The organism is Caballeronia sp. LZ028 (assembly GCF_031451415.1).
GTDB classification, from domain to species: Bacteria; Pseudomonadota; Gammaproteobacteria; order Burkholderiales; family Burkholderiaceae; genus Caballeronia; species Caballeronia zhejiangensis.
Window position 1 is genome coordinate 296,965 of record NZ_JARUXN010000002.1, and the last position, 19,042, is coordinate 316,006.

Below are 19,042 nucleotides of genomic sequence, written 5' to 3' on the forward strand. Positions count from 1 at the left end.
TGTGAGACTCTTGATACTTTTGCTATCGCCGATTCCGAAGAACCAGCCGCACTCGCCATCAAGCGCCCACACTTATCGGCTGTTAGTTTTTAAAGAGCATTTGCGCAGTTATTTGCTTCGCTATTCGCTTGCTTTCTTGCGCGCCGTCATTCAACGGGAGGCGAATTATGCGGGGCTATTTCGACGACGTCAAGCGCCTTTTCCAAAAAAATAATCGGGTCATTTCGGGCGGCAAATTCGAAGCCGAGCAGCGGCGCGTGTCACCGGCGTCTGTGCACGTCAGATCGCACGCGCACGAAGAATTGACCAGGCACAACAACGCGGCGATGGCATTGGGCGGCAATTGACGCTCACCGGTACGATGTCGGCCGGTCACACGATTCAGGCGTCGTTCATCGCGCGCTCATCCCGTGCTAATTCTCATCTTCGATCATGTGCGCAGTCGCATGGTCGAAGCAAAGCCGCCCGACTGCCACCGTGACCGGTTTGAAGCGCAACCTGGAGACAACTCAGATGAGCACCCTCGCCGACCGCAGCGTCCCGACATCCACGAAAACCGGACGATATGGTCTCTTCGTCTGCCTGATGGCGGCGCTCGCCGGCCTGCTGTTCGGCCTCGACATCGGGGTGATCTCGGGCGCACTGCCTTTCATCGCGAAGCATTTTGTTCTGAGCGATCGCGCACAAGAATGGATCGTCAGCTCGATGATGGTAGGCGCGGCGATCGGCGCACTGGGTGCGGGCTGGCTATCGTGGCGTCTCGGACGCCGCTATGCGCTCGTGCTGGCGGCGATACTTTTCATTGCGGGATCGCTATGGTCCGGGTTCGCGGCGAGTCCGGCTCATCTGATCGGCGCACGCTTGCTGCTGGGCCTCGCGGTCGGGATGGCGTCTTTCACCGCGCCGCTTTATCTTTCGGAGGTTGCGCCGCGACAAGTACGCGGCGCGATGATCTCGACGTATCAGTTGATGATTACCGTCGGAATCCTGGCCGCCTTCCTGTCGAACATCGGACTGTCGTACGTGGCCGACTGGCGCTGGATGCTCGGCGTCATCGCGATTCCCGCCGTCTTCTTCCTCGCAGGCGTGCTCGCCCTTCCCGATAGCCCGCGCTGGCTGCTTCAACGCAACCGCGCCGACGAAGCGCGCGCCGTCCTTCAACGCTTCTACGCCAATCCCGCCGACGTGCAAGCCGAACTCGAACAGGTCAACGAAGACAACACGCGGCCCCAGCGAGGATGGAGCCTGTTGCGGCAAAACGCGAACTTCCGTCGCTCGGTATTGCTCGGAGTCGTGCTGCAGGTGTTCCAGCAACTCACCGGCATCAACGTCGTGATGTACTACGCTCCGCGCATCTTCGAACTGGCCGGCTTCGCGACTCATGAACAGCAACTGTGGGCGACAGTCATCGTCGGCCTCGTCAACGTCATTGCGACCTTCGGCGCCATTGCCTTCGTCGATCGTTGGGGCCGCAAGCCGATCCTCTATGCGGGATGCGCCATCATGGCAATCGGCATGTGCTCGCTCGGGTTCCTGCTGCATGCCGGAGTCGCCGGCCTCACGGCACAGATTCTGGCGGTCGCGTCGCTGCTGCTTTTCATCGCGGGGTTCGCCATGTCTGCCGGCCCGCTCGTTTGGATCCTGTGCTCGGAGATCCAGCCGCAGCAAGGGCGCGACTTCGGCATCGCCGTTTCGACGCTCGTCAACTGGGTCGCCAACATGGCGGTCGCGGCCACGTTCCTGAGCTTGCTGTCGACCGTCGGCGAAGCGAACACCTTCGTGCTCTATGCGATCCTCAACGTCATCTTTGCAGTCGTCGTGTTCTTCTACGTGCCCGAGACGCGCGGCGTTTCGCTCGAGAAACTCGGCAACGATCTGATGGCCGGCAAGCGTCTGCGCGATCTCGGGAAGAAAAACTAGTTTTGTCGTTCGATGGAAATCTTCACGGGGCGGATATTCCAGATCCGCTCGCAATATTCGTGAACCGCGCGGTCCGAAGAGAACTTGCCTGCATAGGCGGTATTCAGGATGGACATGCGAGTCCAGCGCCGCTCGTCGCGCCAGGCGGCGCTCACATCTTCCTGACGCGCGACGTACGCGGCATAGTCGGCAAGCACCAGAAACGGATCGTGGTGTAGCAGGTTGTCGACCAGCGGACGGAATATCTCTCGATCTCCGCGCGAGAAGTGCCCGCTGCCGATCAACTCCAGCACTTCCCGCAACGTCTGATTCGCATCCGCATAGTCGGCCGGACGATACCCTTCGCGCTTCACGCGTTCCACTTCGTCCGCATTCAGGCCGAACAGGAAGAAGTTTTCATCGCCGACTTCTTCGCGCATCTCAATATTCGCGCCATCGAGCGTACCGATGGTCAACGCGCCGTTCATCATGAACTTCATGTTTCCGGTGCCCGAAGCCTCCTTGCCCGCGGTCGAGATCTGCTCGGACAGGTCCGCAGCCGGGTAAATGAAGTGTGCGTTCTTGACGTTGAAGTCCGGGAAGAATACGACTTTCAGGCGGCCGTTCATCGCGGGATCGTCGTTCACGACTTCAGCGATGCCGTTGATCAGCCGGATGATGAGCTTGGCCATCGCGTAGCCCGGCGCGGCCTTGCCGCCGAATACGAAGCAGCGCGGCGTCAGCGCGAGTTGTGGATCGCGGCGCAGACGCATGTACTGCGTCACGATGTATAGCGCGTTCAGATGTTGCCGCTTGTACTCGTGGATTCGCTTGACCTGTATGTCGAACAGCGCCGCGGGATCGACGACGATGCCCGTCGCGCTCTTGATCTTATCCGCGAGGATCTGCTTGTTCGCCTGCTTCACGTTGCGCCAGCGTTCCTGAAATGCGGCATCGTCGGCGTATTCGGACAGCTTGCGCAGTCTGCCGAGATCGGTCGCCCAACCTTCCCCCAGCCCCTCGTCCAGCAGTTTCGCGAGACCCGGATTGCTGAGCATCATGAAGCGGCGCGGCGTGACGCCGTTGGTCACGTTATGGAAGCGCTCGGGCCATAGCTCGGCGAAATCTCGCAGCACCGTCTTTTCGAGCAGTGCCGAATGGAGCGCGGCCACACCGTTGATCGCGTGACTGCCGACCGTCGCAAGATGCGCCATGCGTACGCGCTTCGTGCCGCTTTCGTCGATCAGCGACATGCGCGCGATCCGCGCTTCATCGCCGGGATATCGTTGGCGGACATCATCGAGGAAGCGGCGATTGATCTCGTAGATGATCTCGATCAATCGCGGCAACAAGCCCTGAAACAATGGCAAGCCCCACGTTTCGAGCGCTTCGGGCAACAGCGTGTGATTCGTATAGGCGAGCGTGCGCTGCGTGATGTCCCAGGCGTCGTCCCAAGGCAGTTGCCGCTCATCCACGAGCAGGCGCATCAACTCGGCGACGGCTATCGACGGATGCGTGTCGTTCAATTGCGCCGTGAACATGTCCGGCAAGCGATTGATCGGCTCGCCCTTGAGCGCAAGCAGGCGCAACATGTCCTGCAACGAACACGAAACGAAGAAGTACTGCTGCGCGAGCCGCAAGCGCTTACCCGCTTCGGGCTCGTCATTTGGATAAAGCACCTTCGACAGCGTCTCCGAAAGCACCTTCTCGTGCACGGCTTCGTAATAGTCGCCGGCATTGAAATCCTGAAGATCGAACGACTCGACTGCCTCGCTTTTCCAGAGCCTCAACGAGTTACATGTATTGACGTGAAAACCGGGGATCGGCGTATCGCAGGCCACGCCTTTGACCGTATAGGCAGGAATCCAGCGCACATGAAAGCGGCCCGCTTCATCGGTCGAGCTTTCGGTGCGGCCACCGAAGTTCACGTAGAACGCGACGTCAGGGCGCAGGATTTCCCACGGGTTGCCCTTCTGCAGCCATTTGTCGGTGATTTCCACTTGCCAGCCGTCGCGGATTTCCTGATCGAAGATGCCGAACTCATAGCGGATTCCGTAACCGATCGCCGGGATTTCGAGCGTGGAAAGCGAGTCGAGATAGCACGCGGCCAGGCGTCCGAGGCCGCCGTTGCCAAGGCCCGGTTCCTCTTCGATCGACAGCAGCGTATCGAGGTCGAGTCCGAGCGCCTGCAACGCTTCGCGCGCGTTGCTTTCTATGCCGAGATTGACCAGGTTGTTGCCGAGCTGCGGGCCGATGAGAAATTCAGCGGACAGATAACACGCGACTTTTGCGTCGCGCGCTACATAGGTGTGCGTGGTGGCGACTCGGCGGGTCATCATCCGGTCGCGGACGGCGTAGGCGAGCGCCATGTACCAGTCGTGCGGCGTGGCGATCTCCGGATAGCGCGCCTGCAGACAGATGAGGTTATCGACGATATCGCGCTGCAGCGCCTCGACGCCAAGTCCGCTGCGCGCGGGCTCGGCGCTGATCCGCGATTCGATGGTGGGCGTGTCATCCATGATCTGTCCTCTCTCCCTGCGTACCGGGCTTCGACAAGAATGTGCCGGCTCTATGTCCGGCCGTTGACAGTGCTGCGTCATGGCGCATCGATGAATAGCATACGCCCTCAAGTCGTGCGCTTCCATGCCGTTATCCCCAAGGGGAAGGCCAAATTCGGCAATCGCGGGACCACGATGGCCTGCCGCTTCAAAGGCTGTCGGACCAGTTCAAGATTCCGGTCATCGCTTATTTCATTCGCTTGCCGCTAGCGCAAGTTCAGACATCAGAAAAATATGAAACGCGTCGTCGCAGTATCTGCAGTTACAGTCGTTTTGGCCGCATGCGGTGGGGGCGGCGGCAGTTCCGATAATGCGCCGAGCGCGCCCGAGGCTAACGCTGCACAAGGCCTTTATTCCGGAACCGATGCGAACGGCAACGTCGTGGGCGGCGTAGTGCTCGAGACTGGCGCTTTCTATTTCGTGTATGCGAACACGACGACAAACGCGCTAGGTCTGGTACAGGGTGCGGCATCCGCATCTCATGGCACTTTTCAGTCGGACAATGCGCGCACCTTCGACATAAGCGGCAAGGCTGCGACCGATACGCCCGTCCTCGCGGGCTACAACGCGAAGAACAGCGTTCAGGGCGTGATCTATACGAGCACGGCGAAGCAGAACAGCATCAAGTTCAACGTGGTTTATGACGCCAACTATGAACGTCCGGTGGCGCTGTCGTCCGTTGCCGGGACGTATTCGGGCGCGGCCGGATCGACGAAGGACGGCGAGACCGCCACTTTTGTAATCGGGCAGGACGGCTCGATCAAGGGTGAAGGCTTGAGCGGCTGCACGTTCAGCGGAGCCGCCACGCCTCATGGCGACAAAGACGTGCTGGACGCCACGATCACGTTTGGACCCGCGCCCTGCATATATCCGGGTGCGAAGCTTACGGGCGTCGTTTTTTTCAGCAACAGTCAGGTATTAGGAGCTTTGACGCTACCTGACAGATCGGACGCCTTCGTGGTGGCCGCTACGAAGTGATGTCGCGTGGAGTGCGCGTCGCGCACTCCCAGTTGCGGATCGGATTGCCGGCGGCCTGTTGAGCTTTGCCCGTCCGGATTTATTTGCGCTAAGCATCCCGCGCGCATTTTCACGGCCACATTATTTCGGATACCGAATAAATATACAAGGTAGGCGTTGCGCAAGGGCCTTTCCGCCGACAACTCGCCACTTGCGTCTGACTTTGAATTTCGACGCGCCGGACGCCCGCGGACGCATTTCGGTCAGCCCGCGCGCATTCCAGACATTAAGCGCGGACGGAAATTTGAAGCGTCGAACAGATGCCTGTTGTCCCGGCTGATCGCGACATCGACTTTGCCATGCCTCGCTCACACTGAGTCCAGTAGATCTCCAATACAAAACTATGCGACCGGACGAGGTGAATATGTCTTTGCTCGAGTTCCTTGGCACGATGGTCTTCGTTGCCGTCGTATTGCTCTCGATGGTCGCGGTGCTCGACATTTTCTTCCCGCGACTGATCCCGGTCGCGCGTGATGAGCGCTCTTCGGGATTGTCGCGCGCGCGGAAGTTCGCTAGAGCGAACGAGCGGGGACGCTGAGCCTAACTTTCAGATACCTGCGGCTCGCGCATGTTCCGTCCGAGCTTTTTCACCAGCACGCGGGCGGCAAGCAGTCTGAATGGACGAGGGAGCAAGCGGAAAGTTTGCTGATCCGCGCAGCATTTTATGAAGGTTGGTCTGGCGCATCGATGTCTTCCGTCGCCCCATCCGGAGTCGCGACGGGTGTTCTTCGCCGCGACCAGCGAAACGCCGTCTAACGCAGCTTCGACGCCTCACTGCGGACGTATCGAGCGCTACATTTTTCGTCTTATTCGTCACGATGCGGCCGTTATGCGCGTTTCGGAGCGCTCGCCGGTTCCTTTTATGCCGATACCCTCTGTTCAGGCAGACGATTTCGTGAAACATCCTCCCAGATCACCCTTGAAAATGGGCCGCAAAGCCCGTCCTGTCTAGCGATCGCAGGAGTGGAAACGGGGCGTCGATTGTTTCACGAACGATCGGAGCGATCATTGTTCAGCAGCTTTCTAGGCGAAGTACTTGCTCGAGTGGCGGTGACCGGCTTCTCCGTTGGTTTCGCATCGCTAAGAGGACGTTCAGGCTTTACATTCAAGCTTCGGATGTTGGCAGGCTCTGCCTTTCCCAAGCTGCTATTCACCCACGCTGAGAGTGACTGGCATCGACGCGCTTGGAGTAGTGGCTGCGTCGTCCTCTGCGCCAAACCGGATGACCATGCGCCTGAATCGAAATCGAGATATTTCGCGCGCCTCATGTGCATCGATGGTGCGTGCCATCAATAGTCCTGCCGTTGAGACAGCTCGTTCCCACTGGGAAATTGCATCAGTTCACGAGTTGGCGTGCAAACAACCGTGGGAGTCCTTTCGATGCGCGCGTGTGGGAAAGTTTGCGCCCCGGGCGTGAACGGCCGAGGTTGCTGCGGAGATCGAGTGTCCCAAGTCGGGACACTCGCTAGATCAACCTAGAGGAAGTGCACGAGCGTGACTTCGCGCTGCGCGTGTCCCAAGTTGAGACACTCTTGGAGCTTCGGAAATTGACCCAGATGCCGAGCGCACCGCATCAAGACCAATTGCTGGAGGGAATCGACTAGCTGTTATCGGCAAACAACTGTGTAACCAACTCCCGAATTTGCCGTTCCTTTTCTTCGGTCAGTAATCCGGCTTTGATCTTGACCGTGAGCCCCATTGAGTCTCTCGTGATCGACCCTGCCTGCGATCCACCCGCAAAAATCTTGTCGATACTGCGATCGCTTACGGCCGGCGCCGGCTTGCGCTCGTCATCCAACGCCTGCTTGATCGCCTTGCCAAATTTCGACTGATCCAGATCGCCCGAAACCACGCGCGCCCAAAGGCCCTTGGCAACGTCGAACGCCGCCGCGTTCCGCCCGCGCAGTACCGAGACGACATTCTCCGCGGCCGTGGCTCCCAACAGGCGAGGCTGCACATCTAGATCCTGCACGACGAAATCCGGCAACTCGCCAAAGGAAAGATACCGGTACAACTCGGAGCGCGAGATGCCCAACGCTTCAGCCATGCGCTTGCGGTTAGGAAACTCCTTTTCGGTCCGTCGAATCGATCGCGAGATCTCGTAGTCGCACAGATCTTCACGCGCTACGTTTTCGACGAGGGCAAGCATCGCCATCTCTTCGTCGGAAAGATCGACGACAAGAACCTTGATCGATTCCTTACCGATCATCTTGTGCGCGCGCCAGCGCCGCTCACCCGCCACGATCTGGTATCCGGTGCCGATGCGCCGTACAACGATCGGCTGTACGAGACCCGCTTCGCGGATCGACTCGGCGAGTTGCACAAGCTTCGCGTCGTTGAATACTTGCCGAGGCTGCCAGGGATTCGGAACGATCTCCGACACCGGCGCTTCCGACGCAGGACCTGCCTGCTCGAGTTGCGCGATGCGCTGCTGCGCCGAGGCCAACGCCGCTGCCATTCCGGGCGCAGTGCGCGGACTCGTCGCCTTCTCTTGCTGCGGATCGAGTTGGATGTCCTTTGCCGCACGCACTTCCGCGGTCTTGCTCATCATTCGGTCGCGAAGGCTGCTCATTGTCCCGCCCTCCATTGCTCAACGTACTGGTCATCGATCCATTTGCAGTAGTCGACCATCGGCTGTTTTACGCGCGCCAAAGTTTTCGCGACTGTCTCGGCCCGTGAAAGATCGAAGACAGTAGAAAAAGCCAACGCGCCATTGCTCATGACCGAACTCGCCGGAATCTCAGTGGTGTGCAACCAGTCGCCATACGCGCGCTGAGACCATGAGCGAACGACCGGCGCCGAAGATGTATTGCCATAGTCGACCCGCGAGAGAAGCACCGAAACGAAGTCGTATGTTTTGTCGACTTCGTGTTCGACGAAACCATTCGCGACTTCAGCGAACAACGACCAGAACGACACCGACGAAATGAAATCCAGACTTTCGGGTACGAGCGGCATGACCATCGAATCGGCCGCCATCAATCCGTTCAGCGTCATATAAGAGAGCGAAGGCGCGGTATCCAGGATGATGTAGTCGTACTCCGCGCGCAGCGGCTCAATCCCTTTTCGCAACACCGACCAGAACTCGAAGTTCGCGTTCGTCTTCTGCGCGGTAGGCAGATGGAATTCGGCGTCGTGAAGATAGTTGTGTGCCGGAATCACATCGAGTCCGTCCCAATACGTGCTTTGCACTTTCGACGCGAGACCGCCTTCCATGTCCGGATCGTAAATGTATGGCAGGACCGTATCCTCCCAAGTCACGTCCTTTTCCGCATACAGGCCGCACAACTCCGAAAGCGACGCTTGTGGGTCGAGGTCGATCATGAGAACCTTGCGACCACGCAAGCTCAATCCTTGGCCGATGCACATCGACGTCGTCGTCTTGCACGATCCGCCTTTGAAGTTCGCCGTGATTAACACGCGACCGCGATGTTCGCGCGTACCAGTGACAAGCGGCGTCTGATAAATGTCCGAGACCTGCTGAACCCACGTTCGGGCATCCTTCAGAGAGAAGATACGCGCACGCCCGGTTCCGTGCGTTTCACCCGGCGGGAGGTCAGTACCTTCCTTTGTCGCCAGATAATTGATCTTCTGCCGGTCGATCCCGCACATGTCCGACAGCTCGCCTATCGTAAACACGGGCGCTGTCTTCCTTGGCCGTGGTGCCAAGATCTGATCACGCAGTTCGTTCGTCATGACCGACAAACGCTCTGCGAATTCTCCTAGGTTGGAGAGCTTCACCCTTCGATTAATCCCTGGCAGTTCGCTCAAATTCATTCGGTGCTTCCTTTTTAGTCCACGGTGAGGCGTTTTCTTCACGCTCGCCGATGTTTCCACGGTTTTGGTGTAACTAGATGTCGAACCGTAGAATACTCGCCGCAGTGATGAATAGCTATTGGAATTGATCGAAATTTGCAAGCACCGGGGCGGAGGTGCAAGACTATCAATAAGATCAACCACTTATACAAGCTATCTTCAGTGATTCCCGAAACGCTCAGAGGACAGCGAAACGCTCCACGGCATCGGAAGCTCAGTGGAACGCCGGATCCCATCACAAAAAACCTCACCTCCGCGAACGTCGGCGCAGTTGGATTCCAGCGTCTCGACGGCTGGTCACAATTCACTTCACCTAAACGAAGCGCGCGGAACGCCATAGTCCCGCTGGTTAAAAATCAAATGCACCGTCTATATGAGTAAGGCCGTTGGTTAGTTATTTTTGTAAACACAAAGACTCACCACCACTAACGTCTCACGCGCACGCTCATGAAATCAACGACTTACACCCATAAGGTGAGGAAAAGTGTGCTTGAAGTGATGTTGATTGAGCGTCAAGGTGCTGTGTTTACCCCGTCAAGGTGAGATGAAGTGGACCCCAAGGTGAGGCGTCTAGGCAAGAATGGTGAGGAAATTTGTGTAGGTTGCGACGCAATGGTGAGGTTTCCTGTGTCCGCGCCTGCAAAAGGTGAGGTAGTTTGTGTTGACAGCTCACCTTGCAGCCGTTAACGTACCGCTCGACACAATGAACTAGCGCCGGACACGGAGACGGAATGACGACAGCAGGGCAGGTGGCCACGTCCAGACAACTGGCGCTGGCCCTATTCGACGATGCGAATGCGCAGGGCTTGCCCGTCGAAGCCGCCCGCTCGGACATCGGCTTTTCGCGCAAGAACGTCCTGATCCGCATCGTCGATCTTGGCGTGGCGGCTCGTCGCTTGATCGACGCGGCCTATTTCATCGTCGCGCAAGAAGAAAAGATTCACGACCTGTACGACGTCGAGCTCGACTATTTCAAGTGGCTCATGCGCTACTCGAGCCGGAACAACGCGCATCTGGAACAGGTGATCACCGAGGCGCAGAGGGCGCTCATTCAGGCGACCGCGGAAGCCGACGCCGATGGCTCCAAGCCGTTCGGATCGGTTCAACTGATTGGACGCATCTCATACGTCGGCGGACGGTTTCAGTTCCGCGTTCCGCCCGATCTCATCGGAATCATTCGCGGTCCCGGGAAATCGCATTGGCTGAGCTTGCGCATCACTTCGCTTTTCACGCTCAGCTATGCGCGCGTGATGTACGACCATCTGCTTCCCTACGCGTCCGAGGGTATAACCGATTGGTTCACGCTCGACGAATTGCGCGCCTGGCAGGGGACGATGGGCGCAAAAGCGCAGGAATTCAAATACTTCAAGCGCGATTGGCTCGCTCCGGCGGTGGATCAAATTAATGAGGTATCCGATCTTTCCCTCTCGTATGAGACGCGCAATGAACCGGGTTCACGCAAGATCGGACGCATGCGATTTCGCGTCGAGCGCAAGGAAATGGCCGAGCGCCTGCTGCATACGCACGAGCACGCGCAGGCGCTGTATCTGACGCTGAAACAGGAAATCGGTCTGTCCAGCGCGCAGTTGAATCAGATCGCTTCCGACCGCGATACCTTTACCGACGAACGTCTGGAGCAGGCAATCGAGCGTACGCGTTTCAGCCTCAAGCTCGGCAAGGTGTCGAAGAGTCCGGCGGGCTTCTTCATGAAAGCGCTGAAGGAAGGCTGGATCGTCTCGGATGCGGAACGCCAGATGGTTCAGATTCAGGAGAATCTGGCGCTGACCGATCAACGCGACACCGAAGCGAAGCAACAGGCCGAAGCGCGTCGGGCATTGCAGGTCGCGGCACAGGATGTGAACGCTCAGAACCGGATCGTCGATGAAGTCCGTCGCGGCTGGGAGATGTACGAAGCCGCGACGCCGCGGCAGCGCGAAGACTGGCGGCGCACCTACAAGACGAGTCCGGCGGGAAAGCTGACACTGCGCAGATTGGGCATCGATCCATCGAGCGAGCTCGTCGAAACCATCATTCAGAAATATCCCGATCTGAGAGACGGCTTCTCGGGCTACGTCTTCAACAAGTCGAAAAGCGCGAAGGGCAGGGACTGACCATTACGCAATCGCATCGATCGCAACTAACGGTCTTTAGCAACCGCGCCACCATTTGCTTCGCGATCCCCCATGCCCGACGGCAAGAACGACATTGGGCATTCGCACTATCGGCTCGAGCCACGTTCCGCCCTGACGCTCTTCCGGCTCCAGTTCGAGCGCGGCGAAATCGTGAATCCAGTCTTCGACCTGTTCGCGGATGCCGCGAAGGGCACGCGCAAACCGATATCGGCGATTTGAGCTAGTCTGTCCGACTCGATTCCAATCTTCACGAACCTCATGTCCCGCACTCTCCAAATCGACTTCGTCTCCGATATCGCGTGCCCGTGGTGCGCCGTCGGACTCTCTTCGCTGCAACGCGCGCTGGAGCGTCTCGGCGATACCGTCGATGCGCGCATCACCCTTCATCCCTTCGAGCTGAATCCGGACATGAGTCCGCAAGGCGAGCGCATCGTCGATTATCTCGGCCGCAAATATGGCCGCACGCCCGAACAGATCGGCGAGACGCAGGCGATGATCCGCGAGCGCGGCGCGCGCGAAGGCTTCGCGTTCGGCGAACGCAAGTGCGTCTACAACACGTTCGATGCTCATCGGCTGCTGCATTGGGCGCGCATCGAAGGCAAGCAACTGCCGCTCAAGCTCGCGCTGCTGCGCGCTTATCACGGTGACGGCAAGGATACGAGCGACCCCGACGTGCTGGTCGAAGCGGCTCGCAGCGCCGGGCTCGATGGCGACGAGGCGCGCACGGTGCTGCAAAGCGGTGCGTACGCCGACGAAGTCCGCGCCGAAGAGCGCGAGTTCCAGCAACTCGGCATTCAGTCCGTGCCGGCGATCATCTTCGACCAGAAGTATTTGGTGAGCGGCGGGCAGCCTTCCGAGGCGTTCGAGGAAGCGATCCGGAAGATCATCGACGGGACCGCCTGAAGCCGCCTGCTCATTCGGGCGTCCGCTGCTTCGCGAGAAAACGGTCGAGCTGCGCGGCGAAGTTCTTGCCGTCGCGCGGCGCGTACGGCGGCGGCCCGCCGGTCTGCACGCCGGAGCCGCGCAACTGATCCATCATCGCGCGGATCGACAGACGTTCCTCGATGTTCTCCGCGTTCATCCATTCGCCGCGCGGATCGAGCGCGAACGCGCCCTTTGCGATCACCGCCGCCGCGAGCGGAATGTCCGCCGTGATGACGAGATCGCCAGCCTGCGCCATCTCGACGATGCGCGCGTCGGCGACATCGAAACCGGCGGGCACCTGAATCGCGCGTATCCACGGCGAGGGCGGCGTGCGCAAAAACTGATTCGCGACGAGCGTCACGTGCACCTTCATGCGTGTGCCTGCGCGAAAGAGAATATCCTTCACGACGGCGGGGCAGGCGTCGGCATCGACGATGATTTGCATCCGTTGGCTTCCGATAAGTTATGTCGTGACGAATGAAAGTCGCATGCTCGACGGGCGCAGTGCCGAAACGCGCGCCCTATACTTTCCTCAACGCAAGTCCTCCAGGCGAACGGAGAATCACCGTGAGAACGAAGCTAGCAAGCATTGCCGTGTCATTCTTCCTGGGCGTGGCGGGCGCATCCGCGGCCTCGCTTTCCTATGCGCAGGATACCGGTTCGACCGCAACCGGCGCGACGCAAGCTGCGTCCATGACGAAAGCCGAGAAAAAAGCCGCACGAAAACAGGCGCGCGACAAGAAGAACGCCGAGCTGAAGAAACTCGAGGACGCGGGCTATAACCCCGGCCGCGCGAATGATCCCAACTATCCCCAGGACTTGCAGAACGCTCAGAAGAAAGCGGGGATCGGAGCGGGCGCCAGCCAGTAGCTTCCGACGCGACGTTCCGGCTCGCGAGACATAGAACGCAAAATCCATGACCCGGTTCGGCCGGGTCGGGCCGCGCGGCCGAACGTCGAACCATCGCTTCCGTGATTCCGCCGCGCCGCTCGCGCGTCCTGGCGGCTCGTCAGCCGACTGCGCCTGTAGCCGCATCCCCTTATCTGATCAAAAAACCCTCGCCAATTAGGGTTCGGGCCGCTTGTGCTCGGAATTTTCTCATCCAACACTGCAGTTCGATCCGATACGCCAGATGTCTGTCCGGTATATCGGACATGGACGAACTTTCGCGTTTCGCTCTGAGCCGGTTCTGGAACCGGTTCCTCCTAACCATCCTTCGAAAGGACCTGCTCATGAAACTCTCGAACATAGGCGTCAGAACCGTTTCGCTGTTCGTCATCGCCGGCGCGCTGGCGTTGGCCGCCTGCACCAAGGTTTCCACGCCGGCCGAAGGCGGCGGCGCAAACGCCGGGGCGGCGGCAGGTTCGTCGACGCTCCAGGCGGTTCTGCAGCGCGGGACGTTGCGGGTCGGCGACTGTCTGACGTTCGCGCCGTTCGGCTTCTACGACAAGGATGGTCAGCCCGACGGCTACGACGTCGATCTCGCCAAGGAACTCGCCAGGCAGATGGGTGTGAAGCTCGAAGTCGTGAACACGACGAGCGCGAACCGCATCCCGAACCTGCAGACGAGCAAGGTCGATGTCGTGTTCTGCAACTTCACGCGCAATCTGGAGCGCGCGAAGGTCATCGAATTCACGACGCCGTATGTCGTCGCGAGCGAGGCGCTGCTGGTCAAGAAGAGCAGCGGCATCAAGTCGGTTCAGGACATGGGCAACCGCACGATCGCGACCGTCAAGGGCTCGACCAACGGCGATGAAGTCCGCTCGCTGAACATCCCGATCAAGATCCAGGAATACGACAGCTCGCAGGCCGCGATTCTCGCCGTCAAGCAAGGCCAGGCCGACGCGATGATCGAGGACAACAACTTCCTCGCGTATCAGGCGAAGCTCGATCCCGAATTGACCGTCACGAACGAAGCACTCGTGCCGCTCGAATACAACGGCTTCGGCGTGAAGGCCGGCGATCAGGCGTGGCTCAACTATCTGAACCTGTTCCTCTTCAACATCAACGCGTCGAAGCTCAACGCGCAGCTCTACAAGAAGTGGTTCGGCACCGATCCGCATTTCCCGCTCAATCCGCAGTTCTGAGGATGAAGTGATGTCGATATCGCACGAGACCGGACGGATGCGGAGGCCGAGATGAACTACGAATGGCTGACCTTGTGGGGCTACGTCCCCGAGTTCCTGAAAGCCGGATGGCTGACGCTGCAGGTGACGCTTCTCGCGTTCGTGCTGTCGCTGGTGCTCGGCTTGCTGGCCGCGCTGGCGAGCCTGTCGCCGATGGCCGCGATCCGCTTCGTCGCGCGCGCGTATGTCGAAGTCATCCGCAATACGCCGGTTCTTTTGCAGATATTCATCGTGTTCTTCGGCTTGCCGTCGGCGGGCATTGCGCTCGATGCCTACTGGGCCGGCGTGATCGCGCTGGGCCTGAACGTCGGCGCGTATCTGTCGGAAGTGTTTCGCGCGGGCATTCAGTCGGTGCCGCGCGGACAGCTCGAAGCCGCGGGCATTCTCGGCCTCGAACGCGGGCAGATCTTCACCGAAATCGTCTTGCCGCAGGCCGCGCGCGCGGTCTATCCGGCGATCGTCAACTATCTGATCCAGCTATTGCTCGGCACGTCGCTGCTCTCCGCGATCGCGCTGCCCGAACTCACCGGCACCGCGACCGTCATCAATTCGCGCACGCTGCTCTACGTGCAGACGTTTTCGGTCGTGCTCGTCGCGTATCTCGTGCTGAGCAACGTGCTGTCGTGGATCGCGGGTCAGCTCGGCGCGCGCATGTTTCATCCGCCGCTCGTCGTCCGGCCGCTCGCACGCTTCGGCGGCCTCGCGTTGCGCCGCGCCAATCGCGCCTGATGCCCGAACCGGAGTCGGATCATGTCATTTGAACTGCTGAGAACCAGCCTGTCGATCCTGCTGCAAGGTCTCGTGACGACGCTTTTGCTGTCCGTCGCGTCGATCGTCGGCGGCACGCTGATCGGCCTTTTCGCCGCCGTGTTGCGATCGTTCGGACCGTGGGGCACGGACCGCATCGCGCGGCTTTATACCGAGCTCTTTCGCGGCACGCCCGTGCTCATCACGCTGATGTTCATCTACTTCGGCGTCTCGTATTTCGGCTATGCGATCGATGTTTTCGCCGCCGGCGTGATCGGCCTGAGCGTTTATCAAGGCGCGTATATCGCCGAAGTTTTTCGCGCCGGGATCGAAGCGGTGCCGAAAGGCCAGTGGGAAGTCTCGCAGATTCTCGGTCTGTCGCGCACGCAGGCGTTCGCGTTCGTCGTGTTGCCGCAGACCGGCAGGATCGTGTTGCCGCCGCTCATCGGCCAATATCTTTCGCTTATCAAAGATACGTCGATCGTCAGCATGATCGGCATGTCGGAGCTGATGCACGGCGGCCAGGCGATCGTCGATCGCATCGGCAAGCCGGTCGAGATTTACGGACTCGTCGCACTCATTTATTTCGTCGTGTGCTTCCCGCTTTCGCAATGGGTGCGCCACCATGACCGCAGGAGACTGTCGTGAGCAATCAAAGTCAGACCAGGCCCATTATTTCGCTGTCGGGCGTCAGCAAAGCATTCGGCGCGACGCGCGTGCTCAACGAGATCAATCTCGACGTGCGCGCGGGCGAAGTGCTCGTGCTGATCGGCGCGTCGGGTTCGGGCAAAAGCACGGTGCTGCGCATCATGGCGGGGCTCGAAACGACGGATTCCGGCGAAGTATGGGTCAACGAAGTGCCGCTGCACGACCCGAAACGCGCGCGCGATATTCGCGGCCACGTCGGCATGGTGTTCCAGCAGTTCAATCTTTTTCCGCACAAGACCGCGCTCGGCAACGTCACGCTCGCGCTCATCAAGGCGCGCAAGATGAGTCCCGCCGATGCCCGCAAGCGCGCGATGGACGTGCTCGATCGCGTCGGGCTTGCCGACCGTGCGGATCATTATCCGAGCCAGTTGTCCGGCGGACAGCAGCAGCGCGTCGCGATTGCGCGGGCGCTCGCCGTCGAGCCGGGCATCATGTTCTTCGACGAAGCGACTTCGGCGCTCGATCCCGAACTCGTCGGCGAAGTGACCGAAGTGATGCGCGGACTCGCACGCGATGGCATGACGATGGTCGTCGTCACGCACGAGATGGGTTTCGCGCGCAAGACCGCCGATCGGGTCGTCTTCATGGACAAAGGCGTGATCGCGGAGCAGGGCGAGCCGGAGCAGATTTTCGTGAATCCATCCAACGAGCGGACGCGGCAGTTCCTGCATCGCGTGCTCGACCACTGACGCACACGGAGCGAATGAATGGCAGTCACGGAATCGTCGCGAGCGAGGGGAGTCGATCGGGTCATCGCCATGTTCCGGCAATTGCATCTCGCGCAGCGCCCGATGACGATGCGCGAGCTGATCGAAGCGACCGGCGCGCCGCGTTCGAGCATCTACGAGCTGGTCGCGATCCTGGCGGAAGTGGGCTGGCTCGAGACATCGGCCGATGGCAGCGTGTTCTTCGGACGCGAGATGCATTACTACGGCTCCGACTACGCGACGCACAACGACCTCATCAGCCGCGCGCATCAGTCGATACTCGCGCTCGTGCGCAAGTACGACGAGACCACGCAGCTTTGCATGCTCGAAGGAAACAAGTACACCGTGGTGCTGTCCGAAAACAGCGCGCGGCCGTTCAACATCAGCTCGGATATCGGCGTGCGCGTGCCGATTCCGTGGACGGCGACCGGACGCCTGCTGCTCGGCCACCTGAACGCCGATGAAATCCGCGCCCTGATTCCCGCCGAAGACTTCGCGCTCGACAACGGCGTGCGCATCGATTTCGATGAATTCATGCGCGATGTGCAAGCCGCGAAGAATCAGGACTATTGCTGCACCGAAGGCTTGTCGAACGCGTTTCGCCTGTGCATGGCCGCGCCCGTGCGCGATCGCGCCGGACTGCCGATCGCGGCGCTGTGCTTCATGACGGGCCGCGACACCGATCCGGAGCGACGCCAGTCGATGCTCGACGACCTTCTGCAATCGGCGAAGGCGCTGTCGCATCGATAGCGCACATCACGCGAACGCACATGACGACGCCAGCCGCAGACGACGATCCGCTTCGACGCATCGCGCAACTCGAAGAAGAGAATGTCGCGCTAAGGGAAGTGAACGACATCTTGCGCAAGGCCGTCGCGTTCTATGCGCCGATGTTCGAGCGGGAGATGGCGTCGCAGCGTCAATCGACCGAAGACGCTTAGGTCGCCCAGCCGAGTCCGAGACTCTTCTGCAACGCGACGAAGTCCTTCAGCAGTTCGGCCTGCGCGGCGACCACGTCCTGCTGCGCGGCGAATTGCGTGCGCTGTGCGTCGAGCAGATCGATGAGCGTCGATACGCCCGCCGTATAACGTTGCCGCACGAGCGTGGCCGACCGCTCCGCCGACGCCTGCACCTGCTGCAGCCGCACGACATGCTCGCGCTGGTTGCCGTAACGCGACAGCGACGAATTCGCGTCCTTCAGCGCGCCGAGCACGGTCTTTTCGTAGCGCGCTTCGGCTTCGTCGCGCGCGGCTTTGGCGGCATCGACATTCGCCGCCGTGCGCCCGAAGTCGAACAGATTCCATTGCAGATACGGCACGCCGACCCACGAGAAATTCTGCTTGCGCAGCAGATGACTCGGCTCCGATGCCGAGAAACCGATATCGCCGAGCAGCGTCACCTTCGGAAAATAATCGGCAATATGCTCGCCGATCTGCGCATTGCTCGATGCGAGACGACGCTCGGCCGCGCGGATATCCGGACGCTGCTGGAGCATGGCCGCCGGATCGCCGATCGGCACCGACGACGGCAACGCGGGCAACGGCGCACGCGCGCCGAGTTCGGCATCGAGCGCGCCGGGCGCGCGGCCCGTCAGCACGGCGAGTTGATCCAGCGAATCGGTGATCTGCGTCTGCAAGGGCACGAGCGTCGCACGCGTCGTGTCGACTTGCGTCGTGAGCCGCTCGACATCGACTTCCGCCGCCGTGCCGCGCGCGCGCCGCTGCTCGGTGAGCGTCAGCATCTGCTGCTGATACTCGGCCGTGCGTTCCGCGAGCGCGAGACGTTCCTGCTGATCGCGCAAGTCGATGTACACCGACGCCACTTCCGCCGCGAGCGACACCTGCGCGTCCGAAAGATCGGCGTGCACGGCTTCGGCTTCGCCGGATGCCGCTTCGATCGCGCGGCGCGTGCCGCCGAAGAGATCGAGCTCCCACGAGGCATCGAAGCCGACGGTGTAGAAATCGACCGGACCGCGTCCCGTCGAACCCGACGAACCGTCATCGCCCGACGAACCGAAGATCGACGTATCCGGCGAGCGCATGCGCAACGCCGCCGCCGATCCCGACACTTTCGGCAACTCGTTGGCTCGCTGTCCGCGCAGTTGCGAACGCGACTGACGCAAGCGCGCCTGCGCCATCTTCAGATCGGGATTGTGGGCGAACGCGGCATCGATGAGCGCGTTCAGTTGCGGATCGTTGAGCGCTTGCCACCACGTCGCGGGCGCGTGCGTCGCGACGACGCCCTGCGCCGGCGCGCGCACGAAGGCGGCGCTTTTCGCGGCGTCGGGCGCGATTTCCGGCGCGCCGCGATAGTCGGGGCCGACCGTGCACGCGGCGAGCGCGAAAGCAGCGAGCGGAAGCAGGGCGGTCAGGCGAAGCGTGCGAGGGAACATCGTCGATGAGTTCATG

General features: G+C 60.4%; 18 protein-coding genes. 13 read left to right on the forward strand and 5 right to left on the reverse strand.

Going from position 1 to position 19,042, the window contains the following annotated elements; all coding sequences use genetic code 11:
- Positions 1–167 precede the first annotated feature (167 nt).
- Together QCE58_RS15565 and QCE58_RS15570 are read left to right on the forward strand one after the other, a co-directional pair.
- Positions 168–347 carry a hypothetical protein gene (locus QCE58_RS15565; RefSeq protein WP_250522635.1) on the forward strand — a complete coding sequence of 60 codons (180 nt, stop codon included), beginning with the start codon at positions 168–170 and terminating at the stop codon, positions 345–347.
- A 166-nt stretch (positions 348–513) separates the two neighbouring features.
- Positions 514–1,920, forward strand: coding sequence for a sugar porter family MFS transporter (locus QCE58_RS15570; RefSeq protein WP_008345310.1), 1,407 nt, complete (start codon positions 514–516; stop codon positions 1,918–1,920).
- Here QCE58_RS15570 and QCE58_RS15575 read toward each other — a convergent pair.
- Positions 1,917–4,418, reverse strand: a complete 2,502-nt coding sequence (locus tag QCE58_RS15575) for a glycogen/starch/alpha-glucan phosphorylase (RefSeq protein ID WP_250522634.1) — start codon at positions 4,416–4,418, stop codon at positions 1,917–1,919. The genes QCE58_RS15570 and QCE58_RS15575 overlap by 4 nt on opposite strands.
- Positions 4,419–4,691: 273 nt before the next feature.
- On the opposite strand from QCE58_RS15575, the gene QCE58_RS15580 reads away from it, so the two are divergent.
- Positions 4,692–5,435 carry a hypothetical protein gene (locus tag QCE58_RS15580; RefSeq protein WP_175982393.1) on the forward strand — a complete coding sequence of 248 codons (744 nt, stop codon included), beginning with the start codon at positions 4,692–4,694 and terminating at the stop codon, positions 5,433–5,435.
- Positions 5,436–7,074: 1,639 nt separating this feature from the next.
- Here the strand turns inward: QCE58_RS15580 and QCE58_RS15585 are convergent.
- Entirely contained in the window at positions 7,075–8,046 is a 972-nt protein-coding gene (locus QCE58_RS15585) for a ParB/RepB/Spo0J family partition protein (protein ID WP_008345313.1), read from the reverse strand.
- Positions 8,043–9,251, reverse strand: coding sequence for a ParA family protein (locus QCE58_RS15590; protein WP_033535672.1), 1,209 nt, complete (start codon positions 9,249–9,251; stop codon positions 8,043–8,045). Before QCE58_RS15590 ends, QCE58_RS15585 begins: the two co-directional genes overlap by 4 nt.
- A 770-nt stretch (positions 9,252–10,021) precedes the next feature.
- Between QCE58_RS15590 and QCE58_RS15595 the strand changes: the two genes are divergently transcribed.
- The 3 genes from QCE58_RS15595 to QCE58_RS15605 all read left to right on the forward strand — a co-directional run bounded on the left by QCE58_RS15595 (position 10,022) and on the right by QCE58_RS15605 (position 12,325).
- The gene (locus QCE58_RS15595; protein ID WP_250522633.1) at positions 10,022–11,401 is read left to right on the forward strand and encodes a replication initiation protein; all 1,380 of its coding nucleotides are present in this window, start codon (positions 10,022–10,024) and stop codon (positions 11,399–11,401) included.
- A 72-nt stretch (positions 11,402–11,473) separates the two neighbouring features.
- Entirely contained in the window at positions 11,474–11,641 is a 168-nt protein-coding gene (locus tag QCE58_RS15600) for a hypothetical protein (protein WP_250522632.1), read from the forward strand.
- Positions 11,642–11,680: 39 nt separating this feature from the next.
- Positions 11,681–12,325 carry a DsbA family oxidoreductase gene (locus QCE58_RS15605; RefSeq protein WP_250522631.1) on the forward strand — a complete coding sequence of 215 codons (645 nt, stop codon included), beginning with the start codon at positions 11,681–11,683 and terminating at the stop codon, positions 12,323–12,325.
- A 10-nt stretch (positions 12,326–12,335) separates the two neighbouring features.
- Here QCE58_RS15605 and QCE58_RS15610 read toward each other — a convergent pair whose 3' ends face one another.
- Positions 12,336–12,791 carry a YaiI/YqxD family protein gene (locus QCE58_RS15610; protein ID WP_250442147.1) on the reverse strand — a complete coding sequence of 152 codons (456 nt, stop codon included), beginning with the start codon at positions 12,789–12,791 and terminating at the stop codon, positions 12,336–12,338.
- Positions 12,792–12,907: 116 nt separating this feature from the next.
- Between QCE58_RS15610 and QCE58_RS15615 the strand changes: the two genes are divergently transcribed.
- The 7 genes from QCE58_RS15615 (at position 12,908) to QCE58_RS15645 (ending at position 17,575) form a co-directional block, all read left to right on the forward strand.
- Complete coding sequence (locus QCE58_RS15615; RefSeq protein ID WP_372492612.1) at positions 12,908–13,216, forward strand: hypothetical protein; 309 nt, start codon at positions 12,908–12,910, stop codon at positions 13,214–13,216.
- A gap of 362 nt (positions 13,217–13,578) precedes the next feature.
- On the forward strand, positions 13,579–14,433 hold the full coding sequence (locus QCE58_RS15620) for a transporter substrate-binding domain-containing protein (RefSeq protein WP_008345319.1): 855 nt from the start codon (positions 13,579–13,581) through the stop codon (positions 14,431–14,433).
- Positions 14,434–14,484: 51 nt separating this feature from the next.
- Positions 14,485–15,201 (forward strand): amino acid ABC transporter permease, encoded by a 717-nt coding sequence (locus QCE58_RS15625; protein ID WP_250522630.1) that lies wholly within the window; start codon positions 14,485–14,487, stop codon positions 15,199–15,201.
- Positions 15,202–15,222: 21 nt separating this feature from the next.
- Positions 15,223–15,867, forward strand: coding sequence for an amino acid ABC transporter permease (locus QCE58_RS15630; protein WP_008345321.1), 645 nt, complete (start codon positions 15,223–15,225; stop codon positions 15,865–15,867).
- Positions 15,864–16,616 (forward strand): amino acid ABC transporter ATP-binding protein, encoded by a 753-nt coding sequence (locus QCE58_RS15635; protein WP_008345322.1) that lies wholly within the window; start codon positions 15,864–15,866, stop codon positions 16,614–16,616. Before QCE58_RS15630 ends, QCE58_RS15635 begins: the two co-directional genes overlap by 4 nt.
- Positions 16,617–16,634: 18 nt before the next feature.
- Entirely contained in the window at positions 16,635–17,384 is a 750-nt protein-coding gene (locus QCE58_RS15640) for an IclR family transcriptional regulator (protein WP_250522629.1), read from the forward strand.
- A gap of 20 nt (positions 17,385–17,404) precedes the next feature.
- On the forward strand, positions 17,405–17,575 hold the full coding sequence (locus QCE58_RS15645; protein ID WP_008345324.1) for a hypothetical protein: 171 nt from the start codon (positions 17,405–17,407) through the stop codon (positions 17,573–17,575).
- Here QCE58_RS15645 and QCE58_RS15650 read toward each other — a convergent pair.
- Positions 17,572–19,041 (reverse strand): efflux transporter outer membrane subunit, encoded by a 1,470-nt coding sequence (locus QCE58_RS15650; RefSeq protein ID WP_372492611.1) that lies wholly within the window; start codon positions 19,039–19,041, stop codon positions 17,572–17,574. The genes QCE58_RS15645 and QCE58_RS15650 overlap by 4 nt on opposite strands.
- Between the last annotated feature and the right edge of the window lies 1 nt (position 19,042).

Coding starts and splice junctions, on each gene's coding strand:
- QCE58_RS15565 (WP_250522635.1), top strand. CDS start 168: ATGCGGGGCTATTTCGACGACGTCAAGCGCCTTTTCCAAAAAAATAAT.
- QCE58_RS15570 (WP_008345310.1), top strand. CDS start 514: ATGAGCACCCTCGCCGACCGCAGCGTCCCGACATCCACGAAAACCGGA.
- QCE58_RS15575 (WP_250522634.1), bottom strand. CDS start 4,418: ATGGATGACACGCCCACCATCGAATCGCGGATCAGCGCCGAGCCCGCG.
- QCE58_RS15580 (WP_175982393.1), top strand. CDS start 4,692: ATGAAACGCGTCGTCGCAGTATCTGCAGTTACAGTCGTTTTGGCCGCA.
- QCE58_RS15585 (WP_008345313.1), bottom strand. CDS start 8,046: ATGAGCAGCCTTCGCGACCGAATGATGAGCAAGACCGCGGAAGTGCGT.
- QCE58_RS15590 (WP_033535672.1), bottom strand. CDS start 9,251: ATGAATTTGAGCGAACTGCCAGGGATTAATCGAAGGGTGAAGCTCTCC.
- QCE58_RS15595 (WP_250522633.1), top strand. CDS start 10,022: ATGACGACAGCAGGGCAGGTGGCCACGTCCAGACAACTGGCGCTGGCC.
- QCE58_RS15600 (WP_250522632.1), top strand. CDS start 11,474: ATGCCCGACGGCAAGAACGACATTGGGCATTCGCACTATCGGCTCGAG.
- QCE58_RS15605 (WP_250522631.1), top strand. CDS start 11,681: ATGTCCCGCACTCTCCAAATCGACTTCGTCTCCGATATCGCGTGCCCG.
- QCE58_RS15610 (WP_250442147.1), bottom strand. CDS start 12,791: ATGCAAATCATCGTCGATGCCGACGCCTGCCCCGCCGTCGTGAAGGAT.
- QCE58_RS15620 (WP_008345319.1), top strand. CDS start 13,579: ATGAAACTCTCGAACATAGGCGTCAGAACCGTTTCGCTGTTCGTCATC.
- QCE58_RS15625 (WP_250522630.1), top strand. CDS start 14,485: ATGAACTACGAATGGCTGACCTTGTGGGGCTACGTCCCCGAGTTCCTG.
- QCE58_RS15630 (WP_008345321.1), top strand. CDS start 15,223: ATGTCATTTGAACTGCTGAGAACCAGCCTGTCGATCCTGCTGCAAGGT.
- QCE58_RS15640 (WP_250522629.1), top strand. CDS start 16,635: ATGGCAGTCACGGAATCGTCGCGAGCGAGGGGAGTCGATCGGGTCATC.
- QCE58_RS15645 (WP_008345324.1), top strand. CDS start 17,405: ATGACGACGCCAGCCGCAGACGACGATCCGCTTCGACGCATCGCGCAA.
- QCE58_RS15650 (WP_372492611.1), bottom strand. CDS start 19,041: ATGAACTCATCGACGATGTTCCCTCGCACGCTTCGCCTGACCGCCCTG.